This is a genomic window from Blautia sp. MSJ-9, assembly GCF_018919065.1.
Classification (GTDB): domain Bacteria; phylum Bacillota; class Clostridia; order Lachnospirales; family Lachnospiraceae; genus Blautia_A.
Window position 1 is genome coordinate 149,463 of the sequence record NZ_JAHLQG010000012.1, and the last position, 19,607, is coordinate 169,069.

Annotated in this window: 22 protein-coding genes; 6 read left to right on the forward strand and 16 right to left on the reverse strand. The window is 38.3% G+C overall.

Annotated elements, in window-relative coordinates:
* Nucleotides 1–8 precede the first annotated feature (8 nt).
* The 7 genes from KQI87_RS03180 to KQI87_RS03210 all read right to left on the reverse strand — a co-directional run bounded on the left by KQI87_RS03180 (nucleotide 9) and on the right by KQI87_RS03210 (nucleotide 6,453).
* On the reverse strand, nucleotides 9–881 hold the full coding sequence (locus KQI87_RS03180) for a S8 family serine peptidase (RefSeq protein WP_253292346.1): 873 nt from the start codon (nucleotides 879–881) through the stop codon (nucleotides 9–11).
* Nucleotides 882–978: 97 nt separating this feature from the next.
* On the reverse strand, nucleotides 979–2,553 hold the full coding sequence (locus KQI87_RS03185) for a recombinase family protein (protein WP_216458887.1): 1,575 nt from the start codon (nucleotides 2,551–2,553) through the stop codon (nucleotides 979–981).
* Between the two features lie 14 nt (nucleotides 2,554–2,567).
* Nucleotides 2,568–4,139 (reverse strand): recombinase family protein, encoded by a 1,572-nt coding sequence (locus KQI87_RS03190; RefSeq protein WP_216458888.1) that lies wholly within the window; start codon nucleotides 4,137–4,139, stop codon nucleotides 2,568–2,570.
* A gap of 76 nt (nucleotides 4,140–4,215) precedes the next feature.
* Nucleotides 4,216–4,389: a hypothetical protein gene (locus tag KQI87_RS03195; protein WP_253292347.1), complete on the reverse strand. Its 174-nt coding sequence runs from the start codon at nucleotides 4,387–4,389 to the stop codon at nucleotides 4,216–4,218.
* Nucleotides 4,390–4,762: 373 nt separating this feature from the next.
* Nucleotides 4,763–5,632 (reverse strand): DUF5677 domain-containing protein, encoded by an 870-nt coding sequence (locus KQI87_RS03200; RefSeq protein ID WP_216458889.1) that lies wholly within the window; start codon nucleotides 5,630–5,632, stop codon nucleotides 4,763–4,765.
* A 106-nt stretch (nucleotides 5,633–5,738) separates the two neighbouring features.
* Complete coding sequence (locus tag KQI87_RS03205) at nucleotides 5,739–6,047, reverse strand: hypothetical protein (RefSeq protein WP_216458890.1); 309 nt, start codon at nucleotides 6,045–6,047, stop codon at nucleotides 5,739–5,741.
* 85 nt (nucleotides 6,048–6,132) lie between these two features.
* Entirely contained in the window at nucleotides 6,133–6,453 is a 321-nt protein-coding gene (locus tag KQI87_RS03210; protein WP_004840543.1) for a helix-turn-helix domain-containing protein, read from the reverse strand.
* A gap of 388 nt (nucleotides 6,454–6,841) precedes the next feature.
* Here KQI87_RS03210 and KQI87_RS03215 point away from each other — a divergent pair, with 388 nt between their 5' ends.
* The 6 genes from KQI87_RS03215 to KQI87_RS03240 all read left to right on the forward strand — a co-directional run bounded on the left by KQI87_RS03215 (nucleotide 6,842) and on the right by KQI87_RS03240 (nucleotide 12,173).
* Nucleotides 6,842–7,228, forward strand: coding sequence for a helix-turn-helix domain-containing protein (locus tag KQI87_RS03215; RefSeq protein WP_216458891.1), 387 nt, complete (start codon nucleotides 6,842–6,844; stop codon nucleotides 7,226–7,228).
* Between the two features lie 128 nt (nucleotides 7,229–7,356).
* Nucleotides 7,357–9,222 carry a recombinase family protein gene (locus KQI87_RS03220; protein WP_216458892.1) on the forward strand — a complete coding sequence of 622 codons (1,866 nt, stop codon included), beginning with the start codon at nucleotides 7,357–7,359 and terminating at the stop codon, nucleotides 9,220–9,222.
* Nucleotides 9,215–9,946, forward strand: coding sequence for an integrase (locus KQI87_RS03225; protein WP_216458893.1), 732 nt, complete (start codon nucleotides 9,215–9,217; stop codon nucleotides 9,944–9,946). Before KQI87_RS03220 ends, KQI87_RS03225 begins: the two co-directional genes overlap by 8 nt.
* Nucleotides 9,906–10,298, forward strand: a complete 393-nt coding sequence (locus KQI87_RS03230) for a hypothetical protein (RefSeq protein ID WP_253292348.1) — start codon at nucleotides 9,906–9,908, stop codon at nucleotides 10,296–10,298. The genes KQI87_RS03225 and KQI87_RS03230 overlap by 41 nt, the downstream gene beginning before the upstream one ends.
* Nucleotides 10,295–11,275, forward strand: coding sequence for a hypothetical protein (locus tag KQI87_RS03235; RefSeq protein ID WP_216458894.1), 981 nt, complete (start codon nucleotides 10,295–10,297; stop codon nucleotides 11,273–11,275). The genes KQI87_RS03230 and KQI87_RS03235 overlap by 4 nt, the downstream gene beginning before the upstream one ends.
* On the forward strand, nucleotides 11,265–12,173 hold the full coding sequence (locus tag KQI87_RS03240; RefSeq protein WP_216458895.1) for a DUF6551 family protein: 909 nt from the start codon (nucleotides 11,265–11,267) through the stop codon (nucleotides 12,171–12,173). The genes KQI87_RS03235 and KQI87_RS03240 overlap by 11 nt, the downstream gene beginning before the upstream one ends.
* A gap of 383 nt (nucleotides 12,174–12,556) precedes the next feature.
* Here KQI87_RS03240 and KQI87_RS03245 read toward each other — a convergent pair whose 3' ends face one another.
* From KQI87_RS03245 to KQI87_RS03285, 9 genes are all read right to left on the reverse strand, one after another.
* Nucleotides 12,557–12,745, reverse strand: coding sequence for an ImmA/IrrE family metallo-endopeptidase (locus KQI87_RS03245; protein WP_216458896.1), 189 nt, complete (start codon nucleotides 12,743–12,745; stop codon nucleotides 12,557–12,559).
* 177 nt (nucleotides 12,746–12,922) lie between these two features.
* Nucleotides 12,923–13,504 carry a recombinase family protein gene (locus KQI87_RS03250; protein ID WP_216458897.1) on the reverse strand — a complete coding sequence of 194 codons (582 nt, stop codon included), beginning with the start codon at nucleotides 13,502–13,504 and terminating at the stop codon, nucleotides 12,923–12,925.
* A gap of 294 nt (nucleotides 13,505–13,798) precedes the next feature.
* Complete coding sequence (locus KQI87_RS16490) at nucleotides 13,799–14,017, reverse strand: DUF4368 domain-containing protein (RefSeq protein ID WP_330655660.1); 219 nt, start codon at nucleotides 14,015–14,017, stop codon at nucleotides 13,799–13,801.
* Between the two features lie 219 nt (nucleotides 14,018–14,236).
* Complete coding sequence (locus KQI87_RS03260; RefSeq protein ID WP_216458898.1) at nucleotides 14,237–15,517, reverse strand: L-cysteine desulfidase family protein; 1,281 nt, start codon at nucleotides 15,515–15,517, stop codon at nucleotides 14,237–14,239.
* 28 nt (nucleotides 15,518–15,545) lie between these two features.
* The gene (locus KQI87_RS03265; RefSeq protein WP_216458899.1) at nucleotides 15,546–16,253 is read right to left on the reverse strand and encodes an MgtC/SapB family protein; all 708 of its coding nucleotides are present in this window, start codon (nucleotides 16,251–16,253) and stop codon (nucleotides 15,546–15,548) included.
* Between the two features lie 67 nt (nucleotides 16,254–16,320).
* Nucleotides 16,321–17,094, reverse strand: coding sequence for an SPL family radical SAM protein (locus KQI87_RS03270; protein WP_216458900.1), 774 nt, complete (start codon nucleotides 17,092–17,094; stop codon nucleotides 16,321–16,323).
* 13 nt (nucleotides 17,095–17,107) lie between these two features.
* Nucleotides 17,108–17,512 (reverse strand): secondary thiamine-phosphate synthase enzyme YjbQ, encoded by a 405-nt coding sequence (locus tag KQI87_RS03275; RefSeq protein ID WP_216458901.1) that lies wholly within the window; start codon nucleotides 17,510–17,512, stop codon nucleotides 17,108–17,110.
* A 15-nt stretch (nucleotides 17,513–17,527) separates the two neighbouring features.
* Complete coding sequence (locus tag KQI87_RS03280) at nucleotides 17,528–18,661, reverse strand: SIS domain-containing protein (protein ID WP_216458902.1); 1,134 nt, start codon at nucleotides 18,659–18,661, stop codon at nucleotides 17,528–17,530.
* Between the two features lie 24 nt (nucleotides 18,662–18,685).
* Nucleotides 18,686–19,564 (reverse strand): sugar phosphate isomerase/epimerase family protein, encoded by an 879-nt coding sequence (locus KQI87_RS03285; protein WP_216458903.1) that lies wholly within the window; start codon nucleotides 19,562–19,564, stop codon nucleotides 18,686–18,688.
* Nucleotides 19,565–19,607 lie beyond the last annotated feature (43 nt).

Here is a 19,607-nt window from a genome sequence, read left to right on the forward strand (position 1 = left end):
TTTTTCAACTATAATGGAATACTTTCTGCAAGACATAATCGCCCCCATCCCACTTCTTCATTAGGATACTCCTCGTACCCCGGTAATGGTCTGGCGCCTTTTCGGAGATAGGCTTTTACTTTTTCCCCATAGAGGTAGGGATCGTTTCCATTTACAATCCCCCATTGCATTAACAATGCTGCGGCTCCGCTGACAAAGGGTGCTGCAAAGGAAGTCCCTGTTACTGTTCTGTAACCGCCACCGGGTACGGGAGCAACTATGTTTACTCCGGGTGCCACCAGATCCGGTTTCAGATAAGGCAGCATCCTGCTGCCCCTTCCGGAAAAGTCCGCATAGGAGTTAACCAACGAATCATATGCCCCAACTGCAATAATCCGCCGGGCAGTAGCAGGTATTGTCAAAGTTCCATATGCCCTTGGTTCATAAAACCCAGTCCCTCTGTTCAGAGTATTTCCACCTGGCAGCCACAGGTAATATTCTCCTCCCTTGACCTTTTTTCCACTTAAGATGATTTTCCAGTCTCCACTGTCCACATAAGTTTCCCCTGGAAGGAAATCTATGTAGATTTCCTGCGTCAAATGATAGGGTCCAGGTTTGCCATAATAGATTAAAAGTTCTGTATTTCCCAGTCTGTACCTCTGAGGACCAAGCTTTTCATCTAAAGGGCCGATCCGGTTTCCAGATGGATTTTCAATATAAATGCTCATCTCATCCTCATAGGATTTCCAGAGCTGCACATTTAATGTTGGTTCCCTGCTGCTCACAGACAATTCTATTTGTCTGGTCTGTCCCTGTTTCAGGGTCCCTCCCTCATGCAGAGGCTGATTGCCATTGTTTCCTGTACCTGTACAGATGACCAGACGTCCCGTAGAAGAAACCATATCTATATATGTTTCAAGAAGGGAATCTCCCTTGTGTGATCATTATAACTAAGGGAAAGTTACTTTAAAAAATTTGTAGCCGTCACACTGCCCTTTTCTACATTGGATAAGGTGACTGATACTTAAATACAATATCAATACTCTTATCCCCATTCACAATAATCTTATCAATTAACTCTATCACTATTTCTCTAGTCAATTCGGACAACTTTCCATACTTGACAAATTTCTCTATCCAGTTCTCATAGGATTCTTCTGTTTCTCCAATACTGTCTTTCTCCTGTTCGATCAGCTGAATTTTCTCTTTGATATCTTTATCCTGCTTTTCATATTCTGCTTTATAGGAAAGATATTCTTCTTTATCCAAAACGCCATCTATATAATTCTCATATGTCTTCTTTTTATATTTTTGAATCGTTGTAAGCTCCTTTTGGAGTCGTTCTATCTGCTGATCTGCTTCTTCGCGATGTCTCTCTACCTCCTTTCTTCTGTCTGCAGCCTTTAATATTTCATCCTTATCACTTTCTTTCAGTGCCAACGCAGCCTGTCTTTGAATTTCATTAATCACAATAGAATCCAGTGCCTCTTTCTTAATAAAATGAGAAAAACAAACTGTGTTCCCTTTTCTATGATAAGCACCGCAGTCATAACCATCTCTGCAAGTAACTCGCTGAAGATTATACCCGCAATCTCCGCAGACAAGAATACCCGCATATGGATTCACCTTTCTCACTTCACTGTGAAATCCAGGTGTTCGTGATCTTTTCTTCATATTTTCCTGCACCTGTTCAAAAATATCCTTACTAATAATTGCCTCATGCATTCCCTCAACGATATATTGTTGTTCTGCTGGAATAGAACGATATTTCTTTACTTTATATGATATTTTTTCCGTCTTATGCTGTACCATAGCCCCTGTATAAACTCTATTTCGCAAAATTTGATCAATTGTAGGATATGCCCAGCCTTTCCTGCCAGGTTTTTGCAATGCATTCATATATTTCAATCCTTGCGCTTTCCTTTTATACTCCAACGGTGTCATAACGCCATCCTGATTCAGTTTTTTCGCAATACTGTCTCTGGAATATCCTTCCAAATTCATATAAAAGATTCTGCGAACTACCTTGGCGGCTTCTTCATCTATAAGAAAATGATGTTTATCTGCTGGATCTTTTATATAACCGTATGGTGCAAAACCAGACATAAACATTCCCTGTTTCTTTTGTGCAGAGAGCGCACCTCTAATCTTTTTGGATATATCGCGGCTATACATATCATTGAACAGAGTTTTAAACTGTGCCAGTTCTTCATTGCTGTGCTGAACCGAATCTACTCCATCTAAAATTGCTATATATCGAATTCCCAACGATGGAAATACCCTCTCCATATAATTACTTGTCTCAATATGTTCACGTCCAAGACGAGAAATGTCTTTCGTAATCACTCCCTGAATTTTTCCTTTGTAAATATCTTCCATCATCCGCTGAAATTCCGGCCTGTTTGCAAAATAAAGGCCTGAATAACCATCATCAATATAAATATCTGTAATTTCCAAATCATTAGATTTAGTTACATACTCCCGGATGATTTTCATCTGATTTTCGATACTTTCACTGATTTTATTTTCCCCATCATCCTTTGACAGACGACAGTATGCAGCCATCTTATACATTACATTCCCCCATTCTATACCATTGGATCTGACAGATGTTCTTCCGAAGCAAACTTAAAATGAATGTCTATTTTCTGATCTGGATAAACATAAATTTTATCAATTAATTCCATAAGCACATCTCTAGTCAATTGTTTTACCGTCAATTTCTTCCGATTAAAATTATTCAGCCATGTTTTCGTCTTATTCACAGTCTCCTGTCGACTCTGCTCTTCATGTTTTAATTCGGTCAATTCGCTTTGATATTGCTGGATTTCATTTTCATACATTTGTTTTAATTCCAGAAATTCTTCCTTTGATAGAACTTCATCCATAAACTTTTCATATGTCTGTTTTCGGTATTCTGTATTTCGGTCTATTTTTGCCTGCAACCGGGCAACTTTACTGTCCAATTCCGGCTTTATTTTTTCAATCTGATTTTCTAACTTTTTAAAATCCATCCTCATTTGTTTCAGTTGTTGATTAATCGCAAATACAACCAATTCATCCAACTTTTCAAATGCAATATAATTCACTTCACAATAATTCTTCCCCATCATCTGATGAAATCCACACATATATCCAGTAAACCTATCTTGCGATGTCAAATAACGTTTGCGCATAGCTGTTTTACATTTTCCACAAAATAGCAATCCTGCATATTTATGTGGTTCTTTACTTTTGTCAAAATATGGAACCCGTCGTCCTTGTCTGAGTTGCTGAACCAAATCAAACTCCTCTTTTGAAATAATTGCCTCATGTGCGTCTGGTACCAATTCCATTTCCTCCAATGGAATTGACCTTTTATATTTCAATTTATAGGATGGTTTCTCAATCTTCTTCATCACAACCGCCCCAGTATATAGCGGATTTTTCAAAATTTTCCCTACAGTAGCCCGTGTCCATAATCCTTTTCCTACATCCCAAGGATAATTATTCTTTAGAACTTCTTTTTTATATTTTGCAGGACAAGGAATCTGATCTTCATTTAAGGTACGACAGATAATTCCACACCCAAATCCATATTTATACATGTTATATATTCTTTTAACCACCCCGGCAGCATAGGGATCTACTTCCAAATGGTTATAAACCGTCTCGCTCTTTATATAACCAAACGGGGGCTGTTTCGGCGTATATTCGCCCATACGCCGTTGAGCCTGTACTGTAGTTTTTATCTTATTTGATATATCTCTCAGATACATATCATTTAACAAAGTCTTGATTTCCAGCAATTCATCATAAGTACTGACAATTGAATCATAACTGTCTAAAAGAGAAACTACTCTAATCTGTTTTTCAGGGAAATATTTACCCAGATAGTAATTCGTATCAATGTGTTCTCTTCCAAGTCTTGATATATCCTTGAAAATCACCATATTGATATTCCCCAATTCAATGTCTGCAATCATTCTTCTGAATTCTGGCCTGTCAAAATTACTTCCGGAAAATCCATCATCTGCATAAACTTTTACTTCTGTAACATCATTCTGTTCTGCAATATAATCCTGTGCCATCTGAATTTGAGAGTGAATACTGTTACTGTATTCACCCTCTTTATTTTGCTCTTCAACAGAAACACGGCAATAAATTCCTACCTGATACATCCTATCCCTCTTTTCATTGGTCTTGCATAGTCATTGTCTTTAATTGTCTTTATCTTACAATAAAAGTATCAGAAAATCAACCTACAATTTTTCGTTCCGCCAAATTCTGAATACACTGAGACAAAGTCTTTTCTCCATTAAAATGCACCCGTACCTGATATCCTGCATGTTCATAGCTTACCGTTTCTTTTTGAATTTCCTTTTCTGTTTCCAGAATTTCTACATCTGATGAACTAAATAGCGCATTCATGCCTTATGCCTCCTTCAGCATACAGGCTTCTCTACATCCTATGCCGGCAGGATTGTACAAAAGTTCTGTATGAATTGAATTCAGCTTTCGAAAGCCTAACTACATTCTAAATTTTTATTGTATAAATCACATTGAATTAAAATTGATAGCAGATTGAAAGATATCATAGACAAAAATTCCCTTGGCACTCCTTAATGGATAATGCCAAGGGAATAAAACGAAAGGATTATTGACACTCTCGAAGTGAGTACAGGAATGCCTTATTCTAAGTGAACATTTCAAACACATTCCCTTCGTTAACATTTGATTGTATTCAATTATATCAAAAAATGATGCAGCCATCCAATCACAGCCACACCATTTCACAGTCGATTTACCGTTCATTTTCACATTTATCATATAAACTCATACAACTATTAAATTTCAAAAGAATTCTATTAAAATCCTTTTTTGAATAGGCTCCTTTTCCATAAGAAGTCGTTTCAAATAATTGACTTTCTCTGTCTTTTACCCGTTTGCAAATACTATCAAAAGCAAAATACAGACTCATTTGTGAACATTGAAAAACCTTAAACCAACCTTCTTTATTTGATTTTCCTAAATCAAATATGAATATCTTATCTTTTGGGTATCCCTCGACAATTTGTTTTCTATATAATTTTGTTGTACTAATGTCTGAATGCTCAAATTTGCTGCCTTCATTATATAAGGTAATATACATTCCAAATAAAATCGGATCTTGTTTTGCCAATCCTGCGATACTTTTTGGACTTTCTGCAAGATTCTCTCTTTTTAATATTTCGCGAATTTCCCTACTACTTCTGTTTAATTTGGTAATTATTTCTGGGTCTTTAAATCTATCATCTAATGTATCGCCAAAATCATGTATCATTTTTTTCAGATTCTGATTTGACCTGAGTTGGTTTATATCTGGTTGATAGAAAAATTCTTTGAGTCTTGTGTTGTCCCCTTCTTCGGCTTCACATAAATACTTTATCCATAAAGCATTATTAAACTGACTTCTTGCCAAGAGGTAAGCTTCTTGTTCCATCCCATTTTCTAAAAGTAAAATGCAGCTATCACACAAGTTCACCTGTTTAGCCATCAACGAAAGTACTTCTCTATACCAAGAATACTCATCAATCAAAATGATAGGCTGACCCTCTTTAATTACATATTTAGCAATATCTTCTGTGATTTCTTTTAACAAATCCGTCAGTTCTGGCGCATAGCTTCCATTCATACCTGTATACCTCCTCACTTAACTGTTGCCACCGATACCTTATACATTATATCAAAAATGGTGTGGCTTTCCAATTTCAGCTACACCATTTTTGATAATCAACTTACTATTCATTTTCTCTTTCCGTAAAAAATATCCCGTAATCGAACATTTTCATGCTCTGATATTTGCCTATGCTCAAAAGGTTCGATATTATGATCTCCATGTCCTTATCTTCTGTATCCGGCTTTCCAAGTCTCCTGCATACCCTTTCATAGGCTTCAAGCATTTGCGAATATAGCTTTTCACAGTATTCCCCTCCTGTAAATTCATCTTTCACCAAACTGCTTTCTGCAACTAAGTGCTCTTCAAGATTGTAGCTTCCATTCATCAGATCATAGATTTTTGTTTTGAACTCCTCATCCTTTACACTCATTGTGTATCCTCACTGCTTTCTTCTACCGTAGAAAGTGTATAGAAAAAGGGAAAACAATCAATCAGATACAATTGAACTGCTTTCCCTATTTCTTCAATGATCTCACAAAATTCATTAAGATTCTCCGCTCATCAGCATTTAGGTTATCCCATGTTTCCAATATCTCTTCCTGCTCATCTGTCAGATCTGGCCTCATGCCATCACCTGCAAAAAACTGTGCGAGTGAAATTCCGAATGCATCACAGATTCTTTCCAAAGTGGGTATCGTTGGAATGCTTTCCTTCTTAATTATATTACCTAAAGCAGTCTGTGACATATCAGTAAGCTGTGCGAGTCGGTACTTGGAAACCTTATGCTTACTGCATAATTCTTTTACCCTTTTAGGTATATAGTCCTCTGTACGCAAGTAAATTACACCTCTCTTCTGCTCTACGATAAATTTATTTTAACCGCAAACCAGAATAAATATTAGAGTCATATTTCTTTAGTAATTTGCTCCATTGTTCTTTACTATATGGATAAAAAAATATGAACAGCAGCACACCGCAGTTCAATATGTTTTTTTAATATCTTGTTTTTCCTTGTTATCTTCACTTTCATGTTGTCAAGTTTCATCATCAGCATAACATCTTTTATGCACCCCAGCAATAAAAATTGTTCGACAAATATCTATATATTTTAATACTCTGTCATCCAGCAAATACTCCATTCTGCTTAATTAAATTACATACCTTTTTTATCACTCGCTGATAGATAATTTATTTGTGTAAGAAAAAAAACTAGGAGGTAATATTATGAATGAATCACTTTCGTCTGTAAACCACAGACAGATTGGATACCGCATTAAGGAGGTCAGGGAACAGAACAATTATTCACAGGCACAGCTTGCAGAGAAAACGGAACTTTCCATCTCTTACATAAGCCATATTGAAAATGCCAAACGCAAAGCAAGCCTTGAATCCATCATCAGGATTGTAAATGCACTTGGAATAACAGTCGATGAACTGCTTGCCGGAGTTCAGCTCCACAACCCAACTGCTTATCAGACGGATCTTGATCTGCTGATGTCTGAATGCACAGAAAGCGAGAAACGCTTTATTTACGAAATGGTAAAAGCAAGTATCCACAGTATGCATAAAAACGGATGGCATATTTCATCCGGTGGGACCAAGATACTATAGCCCACTATTTTTACACATAAAATTTAGCTTTGAAATAGACTATATGGATATACCTATCCGTATAGTCTATTTTACTTTTGTATGAAAATTTTATAATGAACCACATCATAAGAAAAAGGTGGTAAAACATGAGAAATAACGAACAGAAAGCCAGTTCCATTACAGCCAAGAAAAATAAAATTAGGGAACGATATAAGGGTGTCAGCATTGAGGAGCTTGATGTAATCCCGGCACTTCCGCAGGAAGATATATTTGCCGTTGAAAATGAACAGCGGGTAGCCGTCTACGCAAGGGTATCCACAGACGATCCAAGACAGACTTCTTCTTATGAGTTACAGAAAAACCATTACCACGATGTCATCAGCAAAAGTCCAAATTGGAAACTCGTACAGATTTATGCAGATGAAGGCATATCCGGCACTTCCCTTCAGCACCGTAACCAGTTCAAACTGATGATCGAAGACTGTAAGAACGGGAAAATTGACCTTATTGTTACAAAAAGTGTTTCCCGTTTCGCCAGAAATGTCGTAGACTGCATCGGATATGTACGTGAACTTCTGTCCCTCCCGCATCCTGTCGGTGTTTTTTTTGAGACAGAACGACTGAATACCTTTGATCCGAAAAGTGAAATGGTTCTTTCTTTCATGGCAACCCTGGCGCAGGAAGAAAGCCATACCAAGAGTGAGATTATGAATGCCTCTATTGAGATGCGCTTCCGAAGGGGAATCTTCCTCACACCCACACTCCTTGGCTATGACCATGACGAAGACGGAAATCTTGTAATCAATGAGGAGGAAGCAAAAATCGTTCGTCTTATTTTCATGATGTACTTGAACGGCTGTACCTGTCAGGAAATAGCGGATACCCTGACGGAACTTGGCTGCGAAACAAAGAAAGGCAATACCATCTGGTCTCCCAGCTCAATTCTTCAGATACTGCAGAACGAACGGCACTGTGGTGATGTGCTTGCACGAAAGACTTACACTCCAAATTATCTGAACCACAAGTCAAAAAAAAACATGCAGAACCGTCCTCAGTATAGAAAACGCAATCACCACGAGGCAATCATTTCCCGTGACGATTTCATTGCCGTCCAGCGGCTCATCAGCAATGCTAAATACGGGAACAAAGGAATACTGCCGGAACTGAAAGTCCTGCCAGACGGGGTATTGAAAGGTTTTGTATCCATTAATCCACGATGGGCCGGCTTTAAAGAAGATGATTATATCAATGCTTCCCTAAGCGTATATAACGGAACGGAACAGTTTCTTCCGTCATCTTCTCCCGTGAAGGTACAATCAGGAGAGTTTGACCTGCGCGGCTATGAAATTGCACGCTCACAGTTTTTTGACGGTGCTGACCGTATTACCGTAACATTCAGTCTGAATGATATCAAGTTCTCAACCACTGCAGTACGAAAATTAAACTGCGCACTGGTGGAACTTCTGATCCACCCAGGTCATCATCTCTTTGCCGTCAGGACTGCTCTACAGACACACAAAAATGCTATGCAGTGGTCAAAGAAACGGGGAGATTTTTTTACTCCGAGAACAATCAGTGGTGCTGCCTTTATGCCTACCATCTACACACTTCTTGACTGGAACACCGACTGCCGATACCGCATAACAGGAATCAAACGCGGAAATGGAACAGATGCCATCCTTATCTTCAATCTGGAAGAAACTGAGATTTTCATTCCAAATGATGTAATTGACGAACAGCAGATATCCCATGCCCAGACAAACATAAGACCCTTCACCGACAGTCTGAAAAAAAATGTCCGGGCCTATCCGCCTGACTGGGCAGACACTTTCGGCAGCAACTATTATTACCACGCTCAGGCACAGGAACTTGCCAGATTCAATGGTCATAATCCCATTTCCAGTAAAGCCGTTGCATACAAAGATTCAGACATACAGGTAACCAGTCCTTACGAAATAGAAAAAAACATAAAACAGATCATGTCTGATATGAAGGAGAAACGTAATGAATGAACAACCAAACAATGAAGCCATAACCCCATCTTCTTCGAAGAGCATACAGATCATCGAGGACGATACCTTCAGCTATGAAGGTTATCAGGTAGTACGCGGAGAGTTTTTTGCCCACACTTATGAACCGTCTTTTACCTTTAATGCAAACAAAGTATACGTAAACGCTGCATGTATCAAAAAACTGCCCCTGACAGATTTTGTGCAGATTCTTGTAAATCCTGATGAGAAAAAACTTGCCGTCCGTCCCTGTCAGGAAGATGAAAAAGACTCTTTCCGCTGGTGTTCAGCCACAAAAAAACGTTCCCCAAGGCAGATCACATGCCGCATCTTTTTTGCCAAGGTAATATCCCTGATGGGATGGAATCCAAACTACCGCTACAAACTGCTCGGCAAGCTGATACAGTCTGATAATGAGCTTTTATTTGTTTTTGATCTTACTACTCCTGAAATATATGTCCGTGCCGAAAAAGAAAATGGAAAGACAAAAACATCCCGTACCCCGGTATATCCTGCGGAATGGCAGAATCAGTTCGGTGTTCCTGTTGAGGAGCACCAGAGCAACTTACAGATCAATATGTTTGATGGCTATGCAGTCTTTGGAATTTCCAAGAATATAAAGCCATCAGAAGAAACTGAAAGACAAACCGAAAGACAAATCGAACCACCCAAGGAGGAAACATACTATGAGCAATCAACCCTCTCCGCAGCCAATCCTATGCATTGACTTAAAGAAAAACCGTATCCGAATACATAAAATTACCCTTCATATGCTCGGTGACCCGGAATATATCCAACTTCTGGTCAATCCCGGCACACATATGATTGCAGTAAAGAAAAGCGTCCATCAGGATTATCTTGCACACCATGTCAGGACATGTTCTTCCGATATTCGAAACAGCTATGAATTATACAGCCGTGAACTACTCCAGACATTAAGACAGACCAATGTGGAACTTTCCAATAACAAGTCATACCGTATCTATGGTGCAATAAATAAGAAGGAAGGACTGGCGAGTTTCTCCATGCAGGAATGTATCCTCGTAGATGACTCTGCCAGAACGGAGGAAACAGTATGAGTGACAGCCAGATTCCGGATTTTGAAACCGACAATGAATTTTTGCAGCTTATCCAACCAAGGGATGAAAAATATATGGAAGACCTTGAGGAAGATATCTTTGACCATGGTTGCCATGATGCTGTATGCATCTGGGAAAACACTCTCATAGATGGGCATCTCCGCTATTCTATCTGTAAGAAATGGGATATTCATTTCAATATACACCGGCTTATCTTCCAGAACCGTGACGAGGCAGAGACCTACATATGCACAGAACAGCTCAAACGGAATGATCTCACAAGCGAATATAAAAAGTACCTCATAGGAAGACTCTTCCGGGCAGATATGAATGTCGCCAGTTCTGATTTTTTAAGAAAACATCCGGAAAAACAGCCCAACGCAGACGGACAGATATCACAGAAATATGTACAAAAAACCGAAATTGCCACAAACATCGGAATAGAATACAACTTTGGTTTTTCCACTGTTATAAAATATGATGTATATGCAAGGGCACTTGATGATATCCGCGCCAAAGGACCTGAAATAACCAAGAAGATATTAAACGGCAGTCTCCGAGTCTCCCACGAAAATGTCATAGAGCTGTCACGGCTTCCCATCGAAGATATAAACGGACTCAAAAGACTGCTCGACAGCGGTTCGATAGACCGCATCGGCTATTCCCAGTTACGGCATGAATTGAAATGGCAGAGACTGCCGACAGGAAAATCAAATTACCGCAGACGCAGACGTGAAAGAGAAAATGCCAAAGCTGGGATCAAACAGATGCCCGTTACTGACCCAGATGCAGAACTGGCGAGCCTTAAATTTACCATTCCATCATGGTCAAAAACCATATCAAGAACAGTAGAGCTTACCAATTTTCCTTCTACTTCTGCATCAGCCCGCCAGGAAGTAAAAACGCAGCTTGTAAACCTTACAAGAAAAATAAACAGACTGCTCAAGCAGTTAGAGGAGGACCCAAATGACAGATAATCATATAACAACGGACCAGGATGACCTCATGCAATATGTTCCCAAAGTACATTTTGAGCAGATTCCTATCAAAAACCTTGTATCCAATCAGGAATATCAGCGCAATCTCTCACAGCATCATGTCCAGCGTGCCGCAGCGAACTTTGACCTGTACCAGATAAATCCTGTAAAGGTCAGCCGCCGTAATGGGATCAACTATGTATTCAATGGACAGCATACTATCGAAATCGTGGCACTCGTATCTGGATCAAGGGAGACTCCCGTGTGGTGCATGGTTTATGATGACCTCGTATATGAACACGAAGCCGATATTTTCGCCAACCAGATGAAATATGTAAAGCCCCTGCTGCCATATGAAATATTCATGGCAAACATTGAGGCCGGAAATGATAAGCAGCTTATCATCCGTGATCTGGTGGAATCTTACGACCTTTTCATCACACCGTCATCTGTTCCAGGCGGTATCTGTGCCGTAGCCACGCTTGAGACCATTCATGACAAATACGGCTATCATATGCTCGATCATGTGATCCGCCTTATTGTTGCTACCTGGGAAGGTGCTGTTCAGTCCTTCAGTGCAAATATGATGAACGGACTGGCACGCTTCCTGAATGCTTACGGTGATGCCGTCAAAGATGATATTTTTAAGGAAAAACTTGGAAGAATATCCATTAAGGAACTGTCCCGTACTGCCAAAGATAGGCGTTCCGGCTCTCTTGGATTTGCCGAGGCTCTTCTCATCGGATACAACAAGAAATGCCGCAACCCGCTTCCATGGGATAAACTTTACACACATAAGCTCCCACAGAAAAAAGATGAAAAAAATGATAATGATATGTCACAGAGCAACCAGCTTGATCTATTTGGTCTGAATGACGAGAAAAAGGTTTCCGAATAATTATACGGAAACCTTTTCCCTACTGCCTTCCAAGAATACAAACTCGTATTTCTGTATTTGTTTGCACTAAACACTGTTATTTCTTCCCCAAATAAGCTGTGCGGCTTCAGGAACATACTGCTGAAGTCGACCGCTTTTTGTTGCTTCCATCATCTGCCCCGCTCTTAGTATTTACTCACCTTAATTAATTCCGAGAAGTTATTAATAAACTATTTTACAACTTTCTCATATAAAATATCACCCAAGACTTTCTGATGTATAATGAGTTTTTCATAACACATTACAAATGAAAATGTCCTTATACGTCAAAAACATTATAAGTAATCACATTTATTTGCGTGACACTGTTAAAAAAATTTCTTGCTGCCGCAACAGCAGCAATATTAAAGCAATCCACATTCTTCCAAACGAATCATCACAGACTGTTTTGAAACATCAAGCAATTGAGCTAATGCATAAATTGCTTGCCAGTTTTCTTCTCCATACACAATATCATACTGACTAGTGGCTTCAACAAATGTTGCTCTCGGCATCAATATGCGAGGAGCAATTCCAATGGTCTGAGATTCCATAATATTTTCTTCTTCCGTAGAATATGGCAATTGATCTATTCCGCATAGATATCAATATGTCCGTCATTTTTGTCATAGACAAATACCCCATCTTCAGACTTGATAAGAATATATCATTGTTGTGTATGATATTGATCCATCAATGTAAAATATAGGAAGAAATAATTTTGCCAATACCTATTGATCATGATTGCTCATGGTCCATTCCCTAAATAATTTATCGAGTGTCGTCCGACTAATTCCCAACTCCGCAGCTATAGATATCTTAGTACCTTTTCGACACATATATCTATCATAATACTCTCCAATATTAGGAATACTAATAGCTTTTCGACCTGTATACTTACCTTCGCGCTTAGCAATAGCAATGCCTTCACGCTGTCTTTCAAGAATCATTGCGCGCTCAAATTCCGCAATTGCTGCCATCATCGTCATCTGTAATTTCCCTGCTGGTGAATTCGTGTCGAACTTTTCTTTTATGCTCATAAATTTAGCTCCTGTGCTTTCAATCTGTCGCACTATAAAAAGTAAATCCTCTGTTGATCTTCCAAGTCGTGAAAATTCCTCCACATACACAACATCATCCTCTCGGATATATTCCAACATTTCCTGCAACTTGGGTCTTTTCACGTCTTTTCCAGAAGCCTTCTCTACGAACCATCTATCAATATTATATCCTTGAAGAGCCTCTCTCTGTCTTGCTTCATTCTGATCCAGTGCGGATACTCTAACATAAGCTATATTTTTGCCCTTTCCCATCAGTAATCCTCCATATGTCCAATTAGATTCTTGGATATTAATTGCGTTTTGTCCATAAATTAATAATTAACTCTATTTTAACATCTCAAAAGTCTTTATGCAATGTATAAATAGAGTATACTCTATTTGTACAATTATATTTCTTCATAACTCAAAAGGGGAAGTATTATCATCGTTTACCAAAAGTGAATTCGAATTCGCTTTTTTGATTAATTCCACTACTACAACGAAATAGAAGAGACCTAGATTGTGACCTCTAGAACTCTTCTATGTGTTACTAATGAGTGGGTTTTATCATTTTGCATTATAGCGTAGCCATACCAGATAACAATAGATTTCAAGCATCATATCTGACAGATGTTCTTCCGAAACAAACTTAAAATAAATGTCTATTTTCTGATCTGGATAAACATAAATTTTATCAATCAATTCCACAAGCACCTCTCTGGTCAATTGCTTTACCGTCAGTTTCTTTCGACTAAAATTATTCAACCATGCCTTCGTCTTATTCACTGTCTGCTCTGTTCTTCATATTTTAGTTCTGTCAATTCATTTTGATATTGTTGGATTTCATTTTCATTGGATTTGACTATATGGCTCACTAGCGCTTATCTTAGTTGTACTTTCACTGACTGATGTGCCACAGCTTTGCTTGGCACGCTCCTATAAAGTAAAAAAGATCAAAAATTGTACAAAACTACACTTTTTGATCTTTCTATTTTCCTTAACGCATCACTTACATTTTTCTGTCATTATAGACAGAATCGTCCGATCCGTCTGTTTCATTCCTTCCTGCGCCAAAATTCCTATATTGACAATGGTATTTTCAACACCCTTGGTGACAATCCCATCTCCGTCTTTAAATTCCTGGTTGTTACGATACATATTATATCCCAGAATTCCAGCATCCACACTTGCTGCGATTTTAGCCGCACAGGATGGTTTTGCACCATCACAAATAGTCCCACTGATAATTGCTACCGCATTTACTATTGTATGCGCGATTGCTTCATAGCTTCCATTCAAAAGATATGCAATTCCAGCACCAGCCCCAACTCCAGCACTAACAGCACCGCAATAAGCCGATAGCCTTCCAATACCACTCTTTTGATGTATCGTCACAAGATTACTTACCAATAAAGCACGATATAACTTTTCCTGAGAAACACCTAAATTCATTGCATAGCGGATAACAGGAACTGAGGCCGTAATTCCTTGATTTCCTGAACCTGATAAGATTACAACAGGTAGCTCACAACCACTCATCCTCGCATCACTTCCAGCAGCCGCCCACGCTTTGGCCTCTATTTTTATTCCCTGCGGATATTCTTTTAATAATACAGAGCCAATGTTAGCTCCCCAGTTATTTTTCAGTCCTTCTTCTGCAATTGCAAGATTACAGGATATTTGTGGCTCTAGCAATGATTCTACTTCACAAATATTCACCGTGTTTGCAAATTCTAAGATATCCTTAACATTCAATACACTTTTATCCGTGAGACTATCATCTGCCAAATTGCTGATTTTCTTCTCAAATATTACGTTTCCATCTTTCTCTTTTAATACAATATTGCTATGGTTGTTGGCAATATGTACCTTCGCATAATGTTCGTCCGCCCAACCTGTAAGGCATATATCCAATAATCTCGGGGTATCTGCACACACAATCTCTATTGGAGTATTTTGTGCATATTTTGCAATTTGCCCATGCAAATTTTCTGGAATGCAGGAAATAACCTGCAATTCTTTTGAAGCATCACCTCCAATGATTCCAGCTGCAACAGCCGCAGATATTCCTTTTAACCCTCCTGTCTTTGGAACAATAACGCTCTTCACATTTTTTATGATATTTCCAGATACCTCAACCCGAATTTTTTTCGGTTCCTTTTTTAAAATATCTCTTAACTGTGCTGCTGCGTAAGCAATCGCTATGGGTTCCGTGCAGCCTGTAGCCAATATCAATTCTTCTTTTAAAATAGAAAGATACATCTTTTGTATTTTGGCCGATAGCATATTCTCACTCCATTTCTTCTATCAAAACTTATAGTTCTTCAACATATCGTACACCGTCAAGTTTCTTTATATCGTCAATTACCAGCTGATGCAATACCCTTTTTCCTAAATAGATTTCTATCGTTGCACACGCATCAGGAGAATACCATTTATTTTCTGATTTTCGCTGTAATGATGTCACCTTTATATCATGTTTTTTAAAATACTCAATCAAATGCAGCATAACCTCTTCCTTTTCAGATTCTATATAAAATCTCATGGTTCTGGCTCCACGCATGATTCTATAATCAATGTATTTATAAATAAAAGATGATATATAAATAATCAGAAGACCCGCTATTGCTCCCTGATAAAAGCCAGAGCCTATGGTGATTCCAAGCGCCGCAGTCACCCATAAAGCGGCCGCAGTCGTTAAGCCCTTAACCTGATTATGCCCTGTAACCATAATGGATCCAGCACCAAGGAAACCAATTCCACTGATTACCTGCGCTGCCATTCGTACAATGTCACCAGTTCCATTCGTCACATATTTAAAAATATAATCGTTCGTAATCATAATTAGCGTGGCGCCAAGACATACTAGGGAGAAAGTTTTAAGCCCAGCTGGACGTCCTTTCATTTCACGCTCTGCTCCGATCAATCCTCCACATATAGAAGCTAATAACATTTTGGCAATTGCACTTGCCTCAAATTCAGATATCCCACAATTCATTAACAGTCTACAGAAATTCTCCATAAGCCCCACCCTTCTTTAATTTACAAACAGGCCGCAGAAAACATCTCCTGTATTCTGCGGCCATTTTTTAGTCTGTTAATTGAAATGGAAATTTTTTTACTCGTTTGTTTTCAGCATATTTTTTCTCGATTTCAGAAAAATAGCTGAAATCATGCTCTTTTATAATTTTATCGTATTCATCAGAAAATTCTGGATACTCTTCATATATCCATTTCAAAGTCCTTTTTCCTAAAATATCCTCTGTATTACAATCAAGCTTATCAATATAAACAGTAATCTCCTCTTGAAGCAGTTTTAATATCTGATCCAGATCTGTAATTCCAGGAAGTACAGGAGCTAACGTTGTCCATACTTTTATTCCGCGTTCCTGCAATATATTGGCACACTGTATTCCTCTATGGATACCACCCTGATTCAAGCATTCGACAAACGGGATTCTGGATAATTCAATTACAACAATCAGTTTCTTTATTGATTTTAATAAATCCGAATACTCTAAAACCACATCTGTAGCAGCTGAAGTAGTGATCAGGACCGGGATATCATATTTTGCAATTACTTTTAAACATTTTTCAGATAAATGATATTTCTCTTCCAATTCATTAAAAGGATCGCAAACACTTCCCAGATATAAAAACTCATCTTTGGGCCAATCCTTTAATTTATTCTCCAACAATTCCTCAAGATTGGTTTTGACTTTAATTTTCCCTTCCCAATCCTCTTGCTTTAGCCAATAGCAAAACGGACATCCCATCGAACAGCCTATATAAGGATTTATATAAGCATGATTATGAGGAGATAATTCATACACCGTATCTGTTTTAATTTCTTTTACAATCATAGTAGTTACCTGATTAATCCGGAATTACTTTGACTGTATAATTTCTGTTTCTTGGACCATCAAACTCTAAGAAGAAAATCCCCTGGGAGCCACCAAGCATCAACTTTCCTCCTGTCACAATAAAAGTCTGTGACACACCAAACATTGTACATTTAATATGTCCAGCAGCATCTGCCGGAGTATCAAACTGATGTTTGAAATCAATTCTTGTAGGAACTAACCGGTTGATCTCGTCACGAAGATCATCAAAGCCAGCCGGATCCATTCTTGAAGTTACTCCTAAGCCCGCAGTAGTATGTGGTGTGAATACAATGCAGGTGCCTTCCTGAACGCCGCTTTCTTCTACATATTTTTTAACCTCATCTGTAATTTCATATACATCATTAATCTTGGTAGAAATATCAAATTTCTTCATCATAGTGTTCTTTTCTCCTTATAATACAACCATTTCACTTTCACGAATGCATTTTGCTCCATCTGCAATATGCCATACACCTTCGCATCCACGGCCATCAACTTCGCCAATCATATCCATGATATAGCCAGCCAGTAAACAGATTGGAGCATACTGTGTCAGAGGCATATTAATCGCATATTTAGATTTTGGCACTTTAATATATGTAGTATCTGTGCCGAAATCTTCTTTACCTCCATCTGTAATTACAATAAGAGGTCTGGTGAGGTCATGAGCAAATTTGATCAATTCCTTGTTTCTGCTCATAGCTGGATTGGTTGTATTCGCAACAATAATAGTTCCAATCTTATCAACATTTCGCATGAAAAAGTTCATATGCAGCCACTCTTCTGAGTTATTATCCATTGCATATTTTCCAAGCGCTTCATAAATTTTGGCTTTTCCAAACCAGGCAGTTGCATAATCAAAGCCAGTTCCAATGAAATCATACGCTTCCATATCTTTCCACTGTTCTGCAATTTGATAGACCTGTTTTTTCATATCTGGCAGAAGCTTTGCAAGTTCTTTTCCCTGTTCCAGCATATCATAGCGCATGTCCATTGCTTCATCCATGGTATAGCAGCTTCGTACTTCTCCGATCCTGATTGCAATAAGAAGAAGAGACATTACTGATACCATATAAGAACGGGTTCCTGGAGCTGGATCAAATGGTGGAATATGTAAATCCATAATCTTATCTACACTCTTTCCAAGAAGGCTGTCTCTTTTACCTGTAATTCCCAGTGCAAATGCACCATGTTTTCTGGCTGCCTGAATCGCTTCTCCAACACGTGTTACCCCGCCGGAATTGCTTACTGCAATTACAAGCGGATTGTTCGGGCGGAAACCTAACTGGTCTCTTGAATACAGACGACTCAGTTCAATTGCGGTTACCACCTCTGTAGGGATATGAGTCAGCATTTCAAATGCATGTTTTGTAGCAAGAGCTGCAGCATAAGAATCTCCGCAACCTGTTAATACAATTTTCTGAATATTAAAAATCTCTGGTGTGGATAATACCGTTCTTGACCTCTGTTCCATATCATTAAACTGCTGTTCAATCAATTCCGGAAGACTTAACACCTGTCTTACCAATGCATTTTCATTGTTCATTACTTTATTCCTCCCAATAAAAAACTATTTTACTAGTGATAAAAGATAATTTCCAACTTCTACACTATATTTTAATGCTGCAACTACCAGTGCATCTGGCAACTGCGTGATATATCTATGGATTTCATAAGTGAAATCCCCTTGATATTTTATTTCTTTTAAAATGTGCATAATCTCTGCCCAATCTGTATATCCACTATACGGTAGGATATGATCATTCTGAATTCCTATATTATCAGAAACATGGGTTGCTTTTAACCTAGGGCCGATCATTTTAAGCGCAGATTTCTGGTCTTGTTTCATAATGTCTGCATGTTCGAAGTCCCAGCATATTCCCACATTATTATATTCTTTACTCAGTGTATCTACTAAATCCACTAATTCTTCAGCTGTAGTTGTATATCGTCTTCGTGGTGCAATATTTAAATCCCACAAATTTTCAATTGCGATACCAATATTTTTCTTGGCAGCATGCTCCAATACTGATTTAAAATATTCTATATTTTTTTCCTTCGAATCCTTTACAAGCATTGGAGATTCAAAATCTGTTCCTGCATGAATGACCACCCATTTAACACCTAATATGGAGGCGCAATCTATGCTACGTAATACCATACGGTCTAAAAACTCTTTATTCTCTGTATTTGAATCACAAAAATTATAAAAGTTAGCATGAGCCTGACTAAATTCTATCTGTTTTTTATCAGATAAAGCTTTAATATCATAAATCCACCTCTCCCATTCATCAGTTACAAAAGGAAGCTTAAATGTCGTGCAGTCAAAAAAATTCATATCCATAACCTTATATCCAGCTTCTGCACACAAAGAAACGGAATCCTGGATTTTTGCTTTTACATTATTCGGTCTGTTAAAATAAATGTTTGTCGAAGTAGATAGTCTCATGTGTTCCTCCAATCTTTTTTCGCTTTTTTACCACAAACTGCCA